Origin of the sequence: Photobacterium lutimaris (genome assembly GCF_003025555.1) — a bacterium.
Classification (GTDB): domain Bacteria; phylum Pseudomonadota; class Gammaproteobacteria; order Enterobacterales; family Vibrionaceae; genus Photobacterium; species Photobacterium lutimaris.
Window position 1 is genome coordinate 1 of sequence record NZ_PYMH01000001.1, and the last position, 18,320, is coordinate 18,320.

At 51.6% G+C, this 18,320-nt stretch carries 9 protein-coding genes; 7 read left to right on the forward strand and 2 right to left on the reverse strand.

Annotated elements, in window-relative coordinates; genetic code table 11:
• Positions 1-233: 233 nt before the first annotated feature.
• Positions 234-3,413 carry a chondroitinase family polysaccharide lyase gene (locus C9I99_RS00005; RefSeq protein ID WP_107346804.1) on the reverse strand — a complete coding sequence of 1,060 codons (3,180 nt, stop codon included), beginning with the start codon at positions 3,411-3,413 and terminating at the stop codon, positions 234-236.
• 55 nt (positions 3,414-3,468) lie between these two features.
• Positions 3,469-5,829 (reverse strand): hypothetical protein, encoded by a 2,361-nt coding sequence (locus C9I99_RS00010; RefSeq protein ID WP_107346805.1) that lies wholly within the window; start codon positions 5,827-5,829, stop codon positions 3,469-3,471.
• A gap of 493 nt (positions 5,830-6,322) precedes the next feature.
• On the opposite strand from C9I99_RS00010, the gene C9I99_RS00020 reads away from it, so the two are divergent.
• The 7 genes from C9I99_RS00020 to C9I99_RS00050 all read left to right on the forward strand — a co-directional run bounded on the left by C9I99_RS00020 (position 6,323) and on the right by C9I99_RS00050 (position 18,314).
• Positions 6,323-7,249: a porin family protein gene (locus tag C9I99_RS00020; protein ID WP_107347799.1), complete on the forward strand. Its 927-nt coding sequence runs from the start codon at positions 6,323-6,325 to the stop codon at positions 7,247-7,249.
• A gap of 44 nt (positions 7,250-7,293) precedes the next feature.
• Positions 7,294-9,495: an autotransporter family protein gene (locus C9I99_RS00025; RefSeq protein WP_107346807.1), complete on the forward strand. Its 2,202-nt coding sequence runs from the start codon at positions 7,294-7,296 to the stop codon at positions 9,493-9,495.
• Positions 9,496-9,553: 58 nt separating this feature from the next.
• Positions 9,554-12,655, forward strand: coding sequence for a chondroitinase family polysaccharide lyase (locus C9I99_RS00030; protein WP_107346808.1), 3,102 nt, complete (start codon positions 9,554-9,556; stop codon positions 12,653-12,655).
• Positions 12,656-12,906: 251 nt separating this feature from the next.
• On the forward strand, positions 12,907-14,157 hold the full coding sequence (locus C9I99_RS00035; RefSeq protein WP_244916295.1) for an anaerobic sulfatase maturase: 1,251 nt from the start codon (positions 12,907-12,909) through the stop codon (positions 14,155-14,157).
• Between the two features lie 36 nt (positions 14,158-14,193).
• The gene (locus C9I99_RS00040) at positions 14,194-15,798 is read left to right on the forward strand and encodes a sulfatase family protein (protein WP_107346809.1); all 1,605 of its coding nucleotides are present in this window, start codon (positions 14,194-14,196) and stop codon (positions 15,796-15,798) included.
• A 58-nt stretch (positions 15,799-15,856) separates the two neighbouring features.
• On the forward strand, positions 15,857-17,350 hold the full coding sequence (locus C9I99_RS00045) for a DUF2264 domain-containing protein (RefSeq protein ID WP_107346810.1): 1,494 nt from the start codon (positions 15,857-15,859) through the stop codon (positions 17,348-17,350).
• 109 nt (positions 17,351-17,459) lie between these two features.
• On the forward strand, positions 17,460-18,314 hold the full coding sequence (locus C9I99_RS00050) for a tagatose bisphosphate family class II aldolase (RefSeq protein WP_107346811.1): 855 nt from the start codon (positions 17,460-17,462) through the stop codon (positions 18,312-18,314).
• Positions 18,315-18,320 lie beyond the last annotated feature (6 nt).

Sequence of the window (18,320 nt, forward strand, 5' to 3'; positions counted from 1 at the left end):
CTCACTGCTTTATAAGTTGCTGGGTGCCAATTGGTGCTCTCGTGAAGGCTTGAGCCTAGTGCGGTGAAAGTTGCACGCTGGGTTCTTAGAGGGACGACACTTGGTAACAGGTGTCGTCTACTCGACAAAAACGAGTTAAAAAAGCAGGTTTATTAGCATTGTTATTTTAAGAACAGGCTTAATGCCGAGGGTATTGTGAATAAAGGGGCAACATTATTGCCCCCTAATTATGGTTATAGCTTTGCTCTTCTTGCGGCCAATATGGCTAGTATGAGCAGGCCATAGGCAGAGCTGGTTCCGCCGCTGCTGCCACCAGTGGCAGGTTGACCGGTGTTGCCATCGCCGTCTCCTCCATTGCCACCACCGCCGCTGTCACCTCCGCCGTTATCACCACTTCCGTTTCCATCATTGCCGCCATCTTGGCTCAAGGCGACGTTGACCGCTTGGCCGAATAGGCTTGAAACCGTCACAACGGTATTGTTGCCTTGGTAGTAGTAGCTGATCCCCTGGGTATCGACATCCCATTTCCCGGCCAGCTCAATGCGAATCGAGACCGGCTGGGTGGGGGCGTCATCTTCACCGATGTTGAGCGTCAATGAGGAGACGCTGAGTGACATCTCTTTTTTATCCTGCAGCACCAGCAGTTGGCTTGCACTATCCAGGTGTTTTACCGGTCCTTGTGTAAAATCGGTAGCCGCAAAGCTGGTGTAACCGTATAGGTTGTTAGCACGGTCATTAATGATGTGCCCGTTTGGGGTACGCTCGAGGGTACTAAACCGAGGTGTTGTGGCAAACGCACTGGCGAGGCTGGCCATCTCGGCAGGCGTGGTATCCATGACCATGACATATTGGTAGCTGGCATTGTTGGGCGCAGCGCCGTGATCTATCCATGCTGAGGAAAACTGCCCGCTAGTGTCTGCCTTGGTCTTGTTGTGGCGAGACTGCTGGGTGCCGCGGCGGACTTTCACCTTGCCAGCTTCGATCAAGTAATAGCCAACCCCGTTGTCATCAATGATCCAGTCGCCGCTGTTTAGCTCGGTGTTAAAGGTCGCGGCGTCATGGTGCTGGCCGTTGATCCAAATACCTGTCGTTTGCGGCGTAATTGCCAGCTGGAACAGGGTCGTTTCGGTAGCATTATGGCCGTCTTGGTTGCTGATCCCGTTGCCGGTCAGGTACAGCTGGTTGCCAGCGGCGAGCACATGCTTTTCAGCGACAAAAGTGGGCTCAAACTGGGCGAGGTTTTGCGGTGCCTTGTGCTTGAAACTGAACAGGGTATAGCGGTTGTCGAACGTGGTAGCCCCGCTCAAGCCCTCATCGGATCGCACCATGACAGTGGAAGACTTCGGGCTTTCAAGCTGATCATAGTCAAGGTGAATGGTGGTGGCACCGGGGTTGCGGTTCCAGTCCCAGCCGTCTTGCTGATAGCCACTGTCGACCGGGTTGCCTTCAGGCATAACGTGGACGCTGCCGTGACTTTGGTAGCGGCCGTAGCGGTTGTCGTTGGTATAGATTTCTGCCGACCAGACATCTTGATTGTAGCCTTTGATAACGGCCATGTTGTCACCGCTGCGGTGGACCGCAAATGCCCCCCCGTTGAAGCTCCAGCTACCTTGTGGCAGCAGAGCGGGCTCAACCTCCTCACCAAAAATAGCCTTGCTCTGCGCTTGGCTGTAACCACCGACTTGCAGGTGAATGGCGGCGAGGGTGTGATCCAATACCGGATAGCTCTTGGCCAGCCATTTGATGCCATTGTTGTAGCGACCGACACTGAGATCCGTAAACGGGTGGCGGCCTGAGAGGGCGAGGGGCACATACGGGTTGCTGTAGTGCCAACCGGCCACCATGGCATTTTTCAGCTTGTCCATTGCTTCAGCGCTGACGCCATATTCAGTGCCTTTGAGCATGTAAATAACATGGGCAGCGTGATCAAACGCTGGGAAGGCATAGCCGGGGTAGTGGCCGTGATGACGCCAGGCGGTCCCATCGTTACGCAGCCCGTCGTGGGTGCCTGGTGGGGTTTGAGCCAGTGCGCCGGAAAAGAAAGTGCTGAACTTATGCAGTAGGGCGACACGCTCCTGATCATCAGGATTGAGCAGTAACAACGCGAGGTGCTGGCGCGACAGGGTGTTGAAGTAATCCAGGTTAGAGCTGTCTGGCCGCAATGCCATATCAAAACTTTCTTTGAACTCGCGGGAATACCACAGCAGGGCTTGGTATACCGGTGCCAGCAGGTGACCGGAGGCCAAAGGCTGCTCCATCATCAGCGCAGAAATATACCACCACCGTCCGCTATACCCCCAGTGGTGGGTCGTGACAAGGCTGCTGCCATAGGTATAGCCTTGATCCAGCAAATGCTCCGTCATCAATAGATACATTTCTGCGATTCGAACCCTTTCGCTGACGAAGGCAGCGTGGTGATAGGCTTTGCCGAGATCTAACATCAGCTCTGCGTAGCCGGAGAGCTTATCGCCATTGCTGTCGCTCTCGCCAAGCACGGCATATTGGTCAAAGTCTTGTTTGTCGGCTGCCGAAAGGTGGCTGGGTTGGTAGATGACTTGTTGTTTGTCGGTAATGATATGGCGACCAGAGATGACGCCCTGCGGGCTTTTTTCAATGTTAAATTGGGCAAAGCGTGACTCTAGGCTGTCAATCGAGCCGGGATTGCCGGAAAACTCGTCGATCAGGGTTGCTTTGATCTGCTCGGCATCATCCAGTTCGGCTTGGCTGACTGCCGGCAAGGGTGAGCTCAAGTCAAAGTCAATTTCAGGTACGTCATAGCGGGTTGTGATCTGATTATCTGACCACTGATAGCGGTTGTCATCAATTGAAACCATAACGCGGTCGATGATCACCGAGCCGCTGGCAACGCCCCTTGGTGCCTGGAAGCGCAGTTGCTGGAGATCCATTGTTGCAGCGTGGGAGCCGCTGCTAGCAAGGTTGAAGTCATTGTTGAGCGAGACGCCGACAGCGCGCCAGCCGGTGAAGTTTAGGTTGACCGGAAACTCGTCGGTAAAGCTGGTGGCGTTCCCCAGCTTTATGCGTAAATCTTTGTCTTGCGCAGTGTCGTTGTAGATCCAGAAAGACAATACTTGGGTATAGCCGCTATAAACCCCTTTGGCATCGTTGGCCTGTTGGTCGCTCAATCGTGGAAAGTGACGTTTAAGGGTGATTGAGGCATCGGCCTGATCCCACGACCATGCGAGCGCTTGGTCACCCATTATGGCTCGCTCTGTGGTGAGGGTTGTGCCTTGGCCGCTTAAATCATTGGGTAACGTGCTGGCTTCAAAGCTTTCTATATGGGCGGTGAGTCCGGTATTGGCCTGGGTTGTCGGGGCCCATAATGCTGCGGCGACGCATAGTGACAGTATCTGGATAGCTCCCGGTAGGGGACGGGAGAGGGGATGTGTTTTCATTATTATTGTTCCTAGATGAAGAAGGGATGGCGCTGGCCATCCCTGTCGTTTTTGCTTAGCCTGCCGCGCGGATACAGGTAACAAAGCGGCCGTTACCGACGGCGTTGTTGCCTGATGAGCCGCTGTCGTAGAACTTAACTGAGTTAGCTTGCTCTAGGTTGGCGTTGGGCTTGGTTGCACTCCAGAAAGGGGTATTGCCTGCACTGTTTGTTACCCAACCAAATACTGGAGAGGCCGTATCTTGCAGGTTGCCCACGAGCCCTTGGCCGACGACCTGATCTTTGGTGTTGTAGATATTGGCCAGTTTGATGAGGTAGGTATTTACATCATCAACAGGGAGTTGGTTCCCCTGACCGTCAAAGGCATTTGGTGTGTAAGCACTGTCACTGCGGCTTGCCGGTAGGAACCAGGTGCTACTATCTTCTGGCTGTTGCTTATAAAGGTTAAGGCACACTTCCAGGCCTGGTTTCGTGCCGTCAGTGTGTTCCAGTTTTAGGCTCGCCCAGTCAATGCCCATTGCTGACTGGCTGTAATGGGCTTTTGGCATTAGCGGGCCGAAGTCACTGTCTGAGCCCGTTTCCATCTCTGCGATGGACAGCGGACGATGGTAAACGGCCCCTTTGAAGGTCACTTCACGAACCGGTTCAATAGCACGCAGGCTAAAGTCATCTTTGTTATAGAGCACCCCTCCGCTGACACCCGGTTGTGCAGATGCTAACAGGCATTGCTCGGCGGCTTCATCGGTGGTTACACACAATTGAACATCTTTACCGACATAATGGGCGGCATTAACGGTGCTGTCATTGACCACGCCTTGGCGCAATGCTTGGTCCCAGTCGGCATCGTCTATCATGCCGTTGTTATTGCCCTGTGTGCTTTCAAATTCTGGGGTAATGTGGGCCAAGACATCATGTCCGATGCTATAAACGGATGCCGTTGCTTTTTCTGTTTTGGCGGTATCACCGGCAGGGCCATCGGTGCTGGTCGTATCCACTTTCCATGAAAATTGTGGGTTGGTATAGCCGAAGGTTTCCGCTTCGAGGTTTTGCCCGAACTCCAGTTTGCCACTGATACGGATACCAAAAGTATCCATGGCCGGTGAGCACTGCTCTGCGCCTGTTTGGCTATCGGTCGCTTTAGGTGTCACACAGTAGGTTAGGGATTGGCCTAATTGCTGTTCGCCAATAGTCAGATCACAAGCTTGGCCGGTGGTGCAGGTTGCGCTGGCAATGACTTGGTCACCGGCCTTCCACACGGCCTTCGAATCATCGGCGGCACCTGAGCTTGATGGCTGATACTGGTAACTGCCGGTTAGTGTATCGCCGACTTGGGCGAGCTGAACATCACCGTCGCTGGTGACAACACCAAGGGTGATGGTTGGAACGTCGCCGACCGGCTCTGTCACATCGGTAATTGGGTCGGCACAGGTTTCGTTTCCTTGGGTCGGTAGGCCAGTTGCCGCGACCGGGGTAACACAAAATTCAACGCTGGCACCTTTATCACTTGCGGCCAGGGTATAAGTTGATGCGGTTTCGCCAGGCAGTTCGACACCGTCTCGCTTCCAGCTCCGCTGAGACTGGCCTTCTTTGTCGTTATCTGCATCTTCATAGCTGTACTGCCCGGTGATGACCGAACCCACGGTGTGATCGCCCGACGTTGTCACATCCGTCGCAACAGGGGCTGAGCCTGTTTTCGGCTTGACGGCAGCCGTCGCTTCCGAACAAGCCTGATCGCCCGTTACTGGGTAGTTAGGTAAAGCATCCGGGTTTTCTGAAATAGGGGTAACGCAAAACTGGATAGAGATACCTTCTTGGGTGGCTGTAAGGGTGAAGCCTTGCTGGTTAGCGCCATCAATGTCTTTGCCATTGCTCTTCCAGACAAACTGGCTAACGGCTTCTGTATCGCCGTCAGGATCACTGTAGGTGTAGTCACCTGTCAGGGTATCACCGACGGTCGGCTCCATGTTGTCGATAGAGACATTGTCCGCCTGGGGCTTTTCGCCGGCACCACTCTGTACGTTAACCGACGCCGAACACTTTTCTTCCCCAATGATATTCACGTTACCTTCCGCGGCTGGGGTAACACAGAAGTAGACATTCTGACCGAACTCACTATCCGCCAGGGCAAGTGTCTGGCTGTCACCGAGAACCTTGTCATTGCTTGTGTCTTCGTCTGCATCTGCCTGACGCCACTGGTATTGGCTTTCACCTTCAGGTCGCGGTGAGTAGTTGGGGTCGGTAAACGAGTATTTACCTGTCAACGTTGAGCCGACAAGTGCGTCCCCGCTGATAGCAACCGAGGAAGCAATCGGCGCTTTGAAATCTTGTCCGTTATTGCCTTGTGCGGGATTTTCACTGTCGGAATTACAGCCAGCTAATACTGTTGCGATGGCCAATGCGCAATATCTGAGTTTCATATTTCCATCCATGCAGAGTGAATTGCTTTGAAAGTAAGATGAAAGCCTAGGCTTTCGTTTTCTTTTGCATTGAGGTGAGTCTAAAGGGTAAAACTTGAACAGTGAATGCTTTCAATTGCTTTTGTTTTCAAAGTGTGATTCAGCTTTGGTTTTCGTTGTTAGAAAGGTTAATAGTGCTATATAGGTATGACAATTGATGTTGATTCAATAATTTCGGTATATACCATCAGTTTCATTGATGGTTTAACGTCTGGCTTGTTTCGTTTTTTCATCTGTTTTTCCATGTTAGGAAAAACGCGAAAGTTTGATTTGTGTTTTTGTTTTCTTTCGTTTGTTTTCGTAACTTTGCCCTTCATCACAGTTGCGATTAGAAAATAAACGTAATATCCAACTCGTCAATAGTGGCATTGAAATGCTATGGAAAGCAGCAGGACGAATAAAAATTTACGGCTGCTAATTGGATGATATTAAGTGGAAGGGCATTAGCATCGTTATGAAAACAGGATTGAGACCAACGTCGAGGGTTGTTTTGTGTGCAGTACTGGTTGCTGCAAGTATTCCTATGGTCGCACAAGCCGCTAAGGTGAATGCAACCTTGAGTTACGAGTCAGGGGATTACGGCAGTGATTATGACTATGCTGGCCCAAGGCTGGACATGAATATTAACCCCGATGGTTCTAACTGGTATTTCGACTTGGGCTATCGTAACCGGACGCACGATAGCAAGCAGGTCTATACCCGAGCAGAAATTCAGGCGTCATACCGGTTCCGGTTTGACGGTGGGTGGATTCAACCTAGCTTCAAAGTGAGACAGGATGTGACCAACTATGACAGTGGTTCTCGCCTGACCAATGACATTTACAGTAACGAAACCAAGTATATCTTTGACCTCAGCGATAAGTGGTCACTATGGGGTGAAGCGCAGTTTGGCCTGGAGCGTCAGGAGGATAAGAATGTCAGTGGTACGGTACGCGACAGTGATTATCTGGCGTGGGAAATCGAACCGGGGGTTCGTTATAACCTGACATCAAACCAGCGTTTAACCCTGTCTTACTACAACACGGGTAAGCGCAGTGATAAAGGGGAAACTTGGGGCCTGACCGATCATACCTACAACCAGCAAGCGCGTCTGTACTACTACTGGAATACTCCAATTGGCTTGGTGGTCTCACCGTACGTGCGTTACGCATTGGGCTACGGCGAGAGTTCGGCCTGGTATGACAGCGCTTACTACGATGAAACCAAAACCCAGAGCAAAGTGTCCCGCTATGCCATACAACTGGCCTACCCACTGACCGATTATCTGCGTATCCAAGCGGAATATTACATCGAGGATGTGGAGTACAAGGAAGGCTTCACCATGGGCAAGGAAGACTCTCAAGTTAAATATCTCAAACTCGGTGCCCGAGTGAGTTTCTAATTGTCCTTTTCATCTAATAAAACAATTTCTTGAGAGTATTTGATATGCAAATTATTCCAGTTTCTCAGCGTACAACGTTATCGCTGCTCATCGCTTCGTGCCTGATGTCTCCGCTGGCGGCTAATGCCGCAGATTGTCCGGAAAATACGGTCTGTGAAACCGTGGTAAAAACCGACGGTGATACCAGTTATAGCGGTGGCGACATCTTGGTTGCTAACGGTAACGGCCTTGAATACCAAGGGGGCGGCACCGCTTTTTCCAACCTGTATTTAAAAAACAATATCCGTGTTTCCGGTGAAGGGGCGAGCGGTATTTATGTGGATGCGGATTCAGTGTTTACCGGTAACCTGAATATTGAAGGTAGTCAGGTTGTGAGTGAAAACGGCACCGGGATCAAAATCGACGGTGATTTTGAGCAGGGTACTCCTACCAACCCGAACCGGGGGATCTACATCAAAGACGGTGGCTTGGTTAGCGGTGGCGACAGTGCCATCGACTTTAGCGCCAGCTCTAGTTCAGTGCGTATCGATGTCAACGGTACGATTAAAGGCGATATTAAAGGTAACGGGGTTGAAGGTAACAAAATCAACTTTGGCTACCAAGGCGGTGCCGGTAAGGATGCCACCTTTGATGGCAACAGTATCACTGGGGTCGACAAGATTGAAAACTACGGCAACCTGACGATTATTGGTCAGGATCAGACCATTGTTTGGGAAGCGGACTATACCAACAAAGCTGATGCGTCGATGGAGTTCAAGGTCGGTGACAATAGTGACTTGAATGATCCGATTTTGCTGGTAACCGGTAAGACGACGTTCAATGAAAACAGTACCGTGGCTTTCTCGTACACCGGCAGCAACGTCAATGACTTGCTTGGTCAAGATGTGGTGCTACTGGAATCAGAGGGCGGGATCACCGGTGGCGAGAACGTGACGGTGGAAGCCGGTGAGGGATTTGATAACGCGGAGTCGTTTGATACTTCACCATTACTTACGGTGGACGAGTCTTGGCTGGAGCAAACCCCGCCTGATGTAAACGGTGGAGTGGACGGTGATCAGCTCATTGCCCGCTATGCCATCAACTATGAGGGCGGTGACGAGTTTGTCGGGCAGGCTGCACAAGGCGGCGCGAATTCCGGTGAGGTCGTTGTTGCGGACTACATGGTCAACTACGCCTTGGATCAGCATAACAAAACGGGATCGGACGAATCTGGTGAACTGCTTGCACTATTGGCGTCTTCTGGTTCGGATGCTGAAGCCACGGCGAAGCTGGCTGACGAACTGACGCCGGATGCCGAAGGTAGCGAAGTCCGTGCCGCGATGCTGGTGGTCGATAAAATGCGTAGCCATGTTGATGATCGCACCAATGTATTGCGTAACGAAAGCCACTTGGGTAATGCCCACAACGGCTGGAACGCTTGGTCGAGCTTGTTGCTTGGCTACGGCAGTCAAAGCAGCGGTGATATTCACGGTTATGATCTGAACACCTATGGGATCAACGTGGGTATCGATCGGGTATTCGACAGCGAGAAGCTGCTGGGTTTCTCTTTTGCTTATGCCCGCTCTAACTCTGATATCAAAGACACCGGTAATAGCAAAGATATCGACAGCCTGCAGGGGATGATCTATGCCGGTTGGTTCAACGAGCGCTACTTTATCGACGGTAACGTCAACATTGGTACCAACACCATTGATAGTACTCGCTCAATCGGGACATCCACCGGCTATGAAGGCAACACCCAAGCCAAAGCGACATACGATGCGAACCAAGTGGGATACCAGGTCATGGCCGGGATGAAGTTCGACTTGGATATGGTGAAGATTGAACCTCGGGTTGCCTATAACTATCAGTGGCTGCGGATAGAAGATTACAACGAGACCGGATCGCCTGCGAGTCTCAAGTACGACCGTACTTCCTATTCAGTTAAGCAGTTGGGGGCCGGGGTAACCGCATTCAACACTTACGATATGGCCTACGGCCAGTTTACCCCGTTGTTCTCGCTCATGGCGTATTTCGATATGGATGACGATGAGAGGATCCGTGAAAGTGCGGCACTGACCATGGATGCGTCTACCGATCGTTTTGTGATTTATGGCGATGCAGTCGGCGGCGATATTATCGAAGCCAAATTCAATGCCAACCTCAACATGGGCAAAGGGCTGAGTGTGACAACCGGCCTGACTTACTACCAGCGTGATGACTATAAGGAAGGCTTCTTAGGCCTGGCTGTTTCTAAACGTTTCTAAGTGCTAAGAAGACGGGCGGCGACGCCCGTTACTGCCAATCATGAATAAAGGTTACGCAATGAATTCTCTACATAAATTCAGCAGGTTGCCACTGCTTATTTCGGCGGTACTTGGCATGACTGCATGTTCAGGGGTCACTGTTACCCAACCGCTTGAGCAAGCATCTCCACTGCCGGTGATGCAATCCCAGATTCTGGCGATGACCGGGGAAACTATGCCGGACTACGCCGAAGCTGGCAAAGGATCGGTCCTGTCACTGAGCAAGGCCCGTTATGTACTGGGCGAACAGTCCCTGCAGTGGGACTGGACATCGAACAGTACCGTGATTTTCCATCAGCCGATCCAACTGGTTACTGATATGGAAGGGCGTCGGGCATGGGGCCGGGCAGCGACACAAGTCCTGTCATTTTGGATTTACAACGAAGTACCGGTCGATGACTACATGGTGGTCGACTTGGGCCGAGGGCTAAGCGGGACATCGAATGCCGATGCTGGCTTCAAGGTGTACATGAACTTTACCGGTTGGCGTGCAATCGGGGTGTCGCTGCAGAATGACATTCAGGGCCGTGAGGTCGAAGGACTGGGGATCACCGACAATGCCGCCGGTGAAGGGCGCGGGTTGAACAGTATGCCGGGTGGCCCTCGGAGCGACATGGATAGTATACGCTTCACTGCGCCATCAAAGGCCAAGCAAGGCACATTCTACGTTGATCGGGTGATGATCTCGGTGGATGATGCCCGGTACCAATGGTCTGATGATCAGGTTACTACCCGTTATGATATTCCTGAAATCGACTTTGGCCTGCCAGCGCAACTTGAAAGCGCCCAACCGGAAGAAATTGCGGCTGCGGAATCTATCCGCGAGTCGTTGGTCGATGTCTTTATTGATGCCAAGCGGCTAAAGGGAGTTAAAGCCTTTAATAGCCTGGAGACAGTGCGTGATCAGTATGCTTCGCTGCGGATCAGGCGTGATGACCATGGGGTGCTGTCAGGCCGCCATATCATTACGGGCAAGCAGAAAGTGCTTTACCAGCCTGAATTTATGAAGGAAGAAGATAAAGCGCTGTTTGCCGATTATGTCACCTTGTCGGAATACTCCAATATTTTGTTCAACATCGGGCGCTTCTGGCACAACACGGATGATCCGGCGGTTAAGCAAGAGTTGGCCGATATGTATGTGTTGATGACGGAGCATATCCTCGATCAGGGCTTTGTGGATGGAAGCAGCTTAGTGACCACCCACCACTGGGGATACAGTTCTCGCTGGTGGTATATTTCAGCCATGCTGATGTCCGATGTACTGACCGAAGCCGAGCTGCGCCAGCCGATATTCGATGCCTTACTGTGGTATTCACGTGAGTTCAAGGCCAACTTTGATATGGTCGCAGGACCGGAAAGCTCGGATCTGGATTACTTCAATACGCTTTCTCGTCAGCATTTGGCCCTGCTTATGCTCGAACCGGATCAGGACCGCCGTATCGCACTGCTGAAGAAGTTCGGTAATTACATCAATATCGCCCTATCACAAACGCCGCCGGGGGGCTACGACGGTTTGCGCCCTGACGGAACCGCATGGCGCCATGAGGGGAACTATCCGGGGTATTCATTCCCGGCATTCAATAATGCCGCGCAGCTGGTGTATATGTTGCAGGGTACGCCTTTCAGCGTCAGTAGCGAAGGGCGTGCGGCACTGAAAAAAGCCATGCTATCGGCGTGGATCTACAGTAACCCAGAGGTTGGCCTTGGGCTGTCTGGGCGTCATCCATTCAACCCGCCGGCAGTGAGGCACCTTGATGAGTCCTACCGCTGGCTGGCGCTGACCGGTAACCCGGAAACCGGGGAAAAAGTGGATAAAGCTTTGGCTGCCGCTTATTTGCAGATCACCGGCAAAACCCAGGCCGATTCAGTTGCCCTGTTTGGTGAAACGATCACGCCTGCGGCCTTGCCTCAAGGTTACTGGGCCTTTAACGGCGGGGCGTTTGGTATCCACCGTTACAACGACAACATGGTGACCATGAAGGCATACAACAGTAATGTCTGGTCGTCGGAAATCTATTATCGCGACAACCGTTATGGCCGTTACCAGAGTCATGGCGCGGTGCAAGTCGTGCCGTTCGGCAAGCAGGCAGATATTGGCTTTAGCCAAGAGGGCTGGGACTGGAACCGCAACCCGGGGACGACAACAATCCACTTGCCGCTGGAGCAGCTTGATAGCCCGAACTCGCACACACTGATGTTGCGAGGTGATCAGCCATATAGCGGTGCCTCTTCACTCGACGGGCAATTTGGTATGTTCGCATTCAAGTTCAAAGCGCCGTCGATGGATAAGTTTGATAGTAGCTTTACCGCGAGAAAGTCGACCTTTTCTGCAGCCGACAGGGTGGTGATGCTAGGAACCGATATCAGCAACTCGAGTGCGGATAACGCGACCGAAACGACCTTATTCCAGCACGGAATTACCCCACAGGCCAACGCGATTTTGATTAATGGCGAGGCGGTTAGCGAGATGCCTTATCAAGCGCAGCTTGGCCAAGGCGATTGGTTGATGGACGGCCACGGCAATGGTTATTTGATCACCAGTGATGTGACGGTAGAAGTTAGGCGCCAGCATCAGCAGTCGGCCAATGATAAAAACCGTCAGCCTACCGAAGGGAACTTCGCGGTGGCTTGGATAACCCATGGCAATGCTCCGTCGGGTGCGGGTTATGAGTACCTGCTGGTGCTTGATGCGACAGCGGAGAAAATGACGTCGCTGGCAAGTGCTTATCAGGCCACCGGTGAGAAGCCTTACGAGGTGCTCCGCGATGATAGCAGTGTGCATGTGTTACGGGATAAGCAAACGGGTGTGACCGCCTATGCTGCCTTTGAGGGGGTTAGCCTAGATGGTGGCGTGGTCACCCAGGTTGCGCAGCCTGCCATCGTCATGACCCGAGAGTTGGCGAACGGTCAATTGCAGGTATCGGGGGTGACACCGGATCTCAATATGACTCGCTATACCGCAGCCAAGCCAACCAGTATCAGTGTCACACTGGCAGGGCAATGGCAGCCGGTTACGCCAAATGACAAGATCACGGTAAGTGCGGGCGCATCGTCGACCACCCTGACGTTTGAGATTTACTTTGGCATGGTGCAGGAGCTAACTCTGCAGCCTGTGCTATAACCCCGTTACCTGCCAAGCCGGATAAGAGGACTTATCCGGCTTTTTTCGTTCTAGCCTTTCCACTTCTGCGGTTTTGCGGTTCTTGGCACTGTAAGCAGGGAATTACCTTTCGGTTTGCGGTGTAAAACGCGTTGTTTTTTCTTTTTGCTTCATTTTGTGATCTTAACTGTTTTTGAATGTGCCTTTTTCACGTATATTTTCTTTCGTTTTCTTTCTTTTTGTTTTGTATGCTTTCAACGGTGCAGGAGTTTATGATGCCTACCTTTCGAACTAACCACTCTCGCTTTCATATGATGGCGAAGCCTGCCAGTTACCGCTGCAACCTTAAATGCGATTACTGCTTCTATTTGGAAAAAGAGCAGATGATGCAACCGGATATTCAGGAGAAAGAGGCCGCGTCCGATCAAATGTCAGATGCGATGCTCAAACGTTATGTGCGTGACTACATTCGCTCTCAAGATAGCGACATGGTTGATTTCGCCTGGCAGGGTGGGGAGCCGACGTTGGCTGGCTTGGACTTCTATCGCAATGCGGTCAAATACCAGCAGCAGTATGCAGACGGTAAAACCATTACCAATAGCTTCCAAACCAATGCCATCGCAATTAACCGTCAATGGGCGCAGTTCTTCGCAGAGCATCAGTTCCTGATTGGCGTATCGGTCGACGGCGCTGCTGAAGTGCATGATACATACCGTATTTCAGTCAACGGGAAACCGACATTTGAGCGGGTGAAGCATGCCATTGAACTGCTGAAAGAATACCAGGTGCCATTCAATACCCTAACTGTGATCAATGATCAGAACTGGGACAAGGGCAAAGAGACTTATCGGGCGCTAAAGGCACTTGGCTCCGAGCACCTGCAGTTTATTCCCATTGTCGAAATAGAGCCGCATTGCCAGTTGAGTTCGACGGGTCACTATTCACCGGCTGCTGATGCGACGTTGACACCGTTCTCGGTACCTGCCGAGGGCTACGGTCGTTTCATGACCGAGGTCTTTAATGAGTGGGTAACACAGGATGTGGGCACTATTTATGTCCGGATGTTTGACAGCATCCTGGCCACCTGGATGGGTTACCCCGCTTCGGTTTGTATCCAGTCGAAGAATTGCGGACAGGCGATGGTGATTGAAGCCAATGGGGATGTGTACTCATGTGACCATTATGTCTACCCAGCCAATAAATTGGGCAATATTACCCAAACCAACATCGCCAAGTTGGCACTGAGCAAACAGCAGCAGCGGTTTGGTCAAGCGAAATCGACCCGGCTTACCGAGCAGTGCAAGCAGTGTGAAGTACGTATGCTGTGCCACGGCGGGTGCCCGAAGCACCGCATCGTGCCGCAAGCCGGTGAAAAAAATCGGCAAAACTACCTTTGCCAGTCCTATCAGCAGATTTTCAAGCATACCGCACCGGCGATGCACCATATGGTACAGGCCATTAGAGGCGGTGGCATTGCGGCAGATGCCATGCCGGCAATGTCGACTATTTATACCCAAAGATAACGCATAAATTCTATTAAATTAATCAAGGAGTGAACCATGGCACTGTCCTCAAACAAGAAGACGGTATTGGCCGGTCTCGTTGCCGCGGCATGTGTGGCGACGCCAGCTATCTCGATGGCAAGCGAGTCGGTAAAACCGAATGTGTTACTGATTGTGATGGATGACCTCGGTACTGCCCAATTAGATTTCGCCCTCGACAACATTGATAAGCAGGCATTGGCGAAACGCCCATCACCGGAGCGGTATGACGGGGATTTCGACAAGCTGTATGACGCGGCTAAGCGCTCGATGCCGAATATCACCCAGTTGGCCAATGAAGGCGTACGTATGACCAATGCTTACGTGGCGACTCCGGTGTGCGGCCCTTCCCGTGCCGGTATGATGACTGGTCGCTTCCCTCATAGTTTCGGGATTTACAGCAACGATGATGCACATTCTGGGATCCCTCTCGATATCAAGCTGTTACCGGCGCTGCTTAACGAAAATGGCTACGCAACTGCCAATATTGGTAAATACCATAATGCCAAGGTGAGAAAAGAGTTCATCGACGAAGGTATCCAAACCCGAGATTATCACGATAATCAAATTTCGATTCCGGAGCCGGGCTACGGGCCGGAAGAGCGCGGTTTTGACTTTGCTTATAGCTACTTTGCCTCAGGGGCCGCGTTGTACAACTCGCCAGCGATCTTCCGCAATGGTGAAAATGTCCCGGCACCGGGCTTCATTACCCATAACCTGACCAACGAAACGTTGCAGTTTATCGAGCAGGCTAATGAGCAAGACAAGCCGTTTTTTGTCAACCTTGCCTACAGTGTGCCGCATATTCCGCTAGAGCAACCGGCACCGGCCAAGTATATGGATCGCTTTAATACCGGTAATGTTGAAGTCGATAAATACTACGCACACGTCAATGCCTCTGACGAAGGGATCGGCCAGATAATCGCCAAATTGAAAGAGATGGGCGAATACGAGAATACGATGATCTTCTTCTTGTCCGATAACGGGGCAGTGCATGAGTCACCGATGCCGATGAACGGCATGAACCGTGCTTTCAAAGGCCAGCGTTACCGTGGTGGTGTCCATGTTCCGTTTATTGCCCATTGGAAGGGCGTGTTGCCTGAAAACACCCAGAACAGCACCATGATTTCGGCAATGGATATACTACCGACTGCACTGGCGGCGGCAGGTATTACGATTCCGGCCGAAATGAAGGTTGACGGTAAAGATATATTGCCGCTGATGAAAGGCGATAAGCAACAGCCGCACCAGTACCTCTACTGGGCGGGTCCTCGCGCATTGCATTACGATGTGAGCAATGTGGATTTCTGGAACCATTACTGGAAATGGATCAGTTTCGAGGAGCAGGAATTCATCCCGAGCAAGCACATTGAAAGGCTGTCCAAAGGTGAGTGGGCGATTAAAGATCAGGAATGGTCGCTGCATTACTACGATGACGGTAATGACGGGTTCGAGCTCTACCACTACGCAGAGGATCCGGCCGAGTCAATGAACTTGGCGGCCAAGTACCCAGAAAAAGTCACCGAACTGAAAGCGGCGTTTTACGATTGGATCAAAACCAAACCGGCACCGTTGGGCTGGGGGCAAGACAGATACCAAGTACTGACCGACTCAGCCAAATAACCCTCTCTTCGTTATTTACAGGGCCTCATTCGAGGCCCTTTTCGATGGACACAGACCTATGCAAAAAGTCATCACTGCGACCGAGCGCCCTAGCATTCCTTACGAACACCCTGATGCGGCTATGTACTTAAAATTGATGAAGGAAAACCTGATTCGATTGCGCTACCGCAAACCGGCTTACTCCCGCCACGATGCTTATATTCGTCAGCAGTTTGCGGCCACGGGGCACTTGCAGCAGCAGTGTCACGATTTGGTACGCTACATTGCTGAAGCGTTCGAACACTATGCGGTGTGGGATTTTAGCCATGCCTATTACCCGGGCAGGCCGAGCCAGCAGAGCGCCAGAACGGATGCGATGGAAGGGTGCAGCCGGGTGCTACCGACACTGGCTGCTTGGTTGTCTCAGAATGAAGGCGTAACCACGGTACTCAATGGTTTGAATGGACAGCCGATGGACATCGGACTGTGGCTGAAAAAGGCGTTTTTGGCAGGGACGGATCCCCGTCATCCGGGTTATTGGGGCGAGCTTCATGATTATGACCAGCGGATTTGCGAAAGCGCTGATCTGGCGTTGGCACTGTGGATGAGCCGTAAGGTGGTGTGGGAAACCCTGAATCGCGAACAGCAGGGGCAGGTTATTGCTTGGTTCAAGCAGGTTAACCATTGCCAGACGGTAGACAACAATTGGCATCTCTTCCCGCTTACGGTGCAGTTGGTTGTTAAGGCCCTCACCGGAGATGATCATGTTGAACTCCAGCGTTATCAACGCATCAAGGAATTCTATGTCGGTGATGGTTGGTTCCGTGATGGCGCGAAAGGCAATTATGACTTTTATAACGCCTGGGGGTTTCACTATTCGCTGTATTGGCTACATCAAATTGACCCGTCGTTTGATCCCGAGTTTATTCGCGACAGCATGCAGTTATTTGCCAAAAGCTATCGCGCATTCTTTACTCCGGCGGGCTTGCCGTTTTTCGGCCGAAGCGTGTGCTACCGGCTGGCTGCTTCCGCGCCATTGTTAGCCGCGGCTGATATTAATTGCCTGCAGGCCCATCGTGGTGGTTTGCCGCTAGGGGAAGCCAAGCGGGCTTTTCGAACCAGCCTTGAATACTTTATCTCTCATGGCGCAATGCAGCATGGTGCTCCAACTCAGGGGGTGTTCGGGGATGATACCCGGTTGGTCGATAATTACAGCGGACCAGCCAGCAGCTTTTGGTCACTGCGGGCTTTAAATATTGCCCTGTATCGCGGGCAGCAACTCAACCTGTGGCAAGCGGATGAATGCCCACTGGAAGTTGAAAAGGGGGATTTTGCCTTTAATATCCCGTCCATCGAAGCCAAGGTGATAGGCACTTTCAAAACGAAAGAGGTCGTGGTGATTTTTCAGTCTGACTATTGCGAGTGGCAAGATCCGTTATCGCGCCGGTTAGAGCGGCAGCCATTGGCGAGAAAAGTCCAGGAGATCCTGACTGGCCGTGCTGAAAGACCGAAGAACAACCTGCTTCGTAAGGGGATTACTTGCTATAGCTCGAAGATGTCACATTTCTTTTAGTTTCTATTGCTTTCGATTTGAAAGGGTTTTTGTGATCTAGATCTTTTCTTTTGCTTTTGTTTTCGAATATCATCAAAGTGAAAGCTAACGAAGGTTTTGAGGTTTTTATATGTTTCTGGTTTCTACGCGCGAAATGCTCCATAAGGCACAGTTAGGCGGTTACGCAGTACCTGCTTTTAACATCCATAATCTAGAGACGGTTCAGGTCGTGGTTGAAACCGCGGCTGAGATGCAGTCACCGGTGATCTTGGCGGGTACTCCCGGCACATACTCCTACGCTGGGACTGATTATTTGGTTGGGATTTGCCAAGAAGCGGCTAAGCGATACCAAATGCCAATTGCTCTTCATCTTGATCACCATGAGTCATTTGGTGATATTCGCAATAAGGTGGAGGCTGGTATTAAGTCTGCGATGATTGACGGCTCGCATTTGAGTTTTGACAAAAATATTGAGTTGGTTAAGCAGGTGGTGGCGTTCTGCCATCGCTGGGATTGTTCTGTGGAGGCAGAATTAGGCCGCTTGGGCGGACAGGAAGATGATCTGGTTGTCGATGCCAAAGATGCACTATTTACCGACCCGGATACCGCTGTTGAGTTTGTGACCCAAACCGGCATTGATTCACTGGCCATTGCAATCGGTACGGCTCACGGCATGTATAAAGAAGAGCCATGCTTGGATTTTGACCGTTTGGGTATCATTCGCAGCAAAACCGATGTACCGCTTGTACTACACGGTGCGTCGGGCGTGCCAGATGCCGATGTACGTCGATGTATCGAGCTGGGTATCACTAAGGTCAATGTTGCCACTGAGCTGAAGATTGCCTTTTCTGATGCTGTGAAGCAGTACTTTATCGACAACCCTAACGCGAATGATCCTCGCCATTATATTGTGCCGGGTAAAGAAGCGATGAAAAAAGTGGTAATGGACAAGATTGCAGTATGCGGTAGTGCGGGCAAGCTGTAACCAAGC

Excerpts from the sequence above, each read along its gene's own strand:
- C9I99_RS00025 (WP_107346807.1), top strand. The coding sequence starts at position 7,294 with ATGCAAATTATTCCAGTTTCTCAGCGTACAACGTTATCGCTGCTCATC.
- C9I99_RS00005 (WP_107346804.1), bottom strand. The coding sequence starts at position 3,413 with ATGAAAACACATCCCCTCTCCCGTCCCCTACCGGGAGCTATCCAGATA.
- C9I99_RS00045 (WP_107346810.1), top strand. The coding sequence starts at position 15,857 with ATGCAAAAAGTCATCACTGCGACCGAGCGCCCTAGCATTCCTTACGAA.
- C9I99_RS00050 (WP_107346811.1), top strand. The coding sequence starts at position 17,460 with ATGTTTCTGGTTTCTACGCGCGAAATGCTCCATAAGGCACAGTTAGGC.
- C9I99_RS00020 (WP_107347799.1), top strand. The coding sequence starts at position 6,323 with ATGAAAACAGGATTGAGACCAACGTCGAGGGTTGTTTTGTGTGCAGTA.
- C9I99_RS00035 (WP_244916295.1), top strand. The coding sequence starts at position 12,907 with ATGATGCCTACCTTTCGAACTAACCACTCTCGCTTTCATATGATGGCG.
- C9I99_RS00040 (WP_107346809.1), top strand. The coding sequence starts at position 14,194 with ATGGCACTGTCCTCAAACAAGAAGACGGTATTGGCCGGTCTCGTTGCC.
- C9I99_RS00010 (WP_107346805.1), bottom strand. The coding sequence starts at position 5,829 with ATGAAACTCAGATATTGCGCATTGGCCATCGCAACAGTATTAGCTGGC.
- C9I99_RS00030 (WP_107346808.1), top strand. The coding sequence starts at position 9,554 with ATGAATTCTCTACATAAATTCAGCAGGTTGCCACTGCTTATTTCGGCG.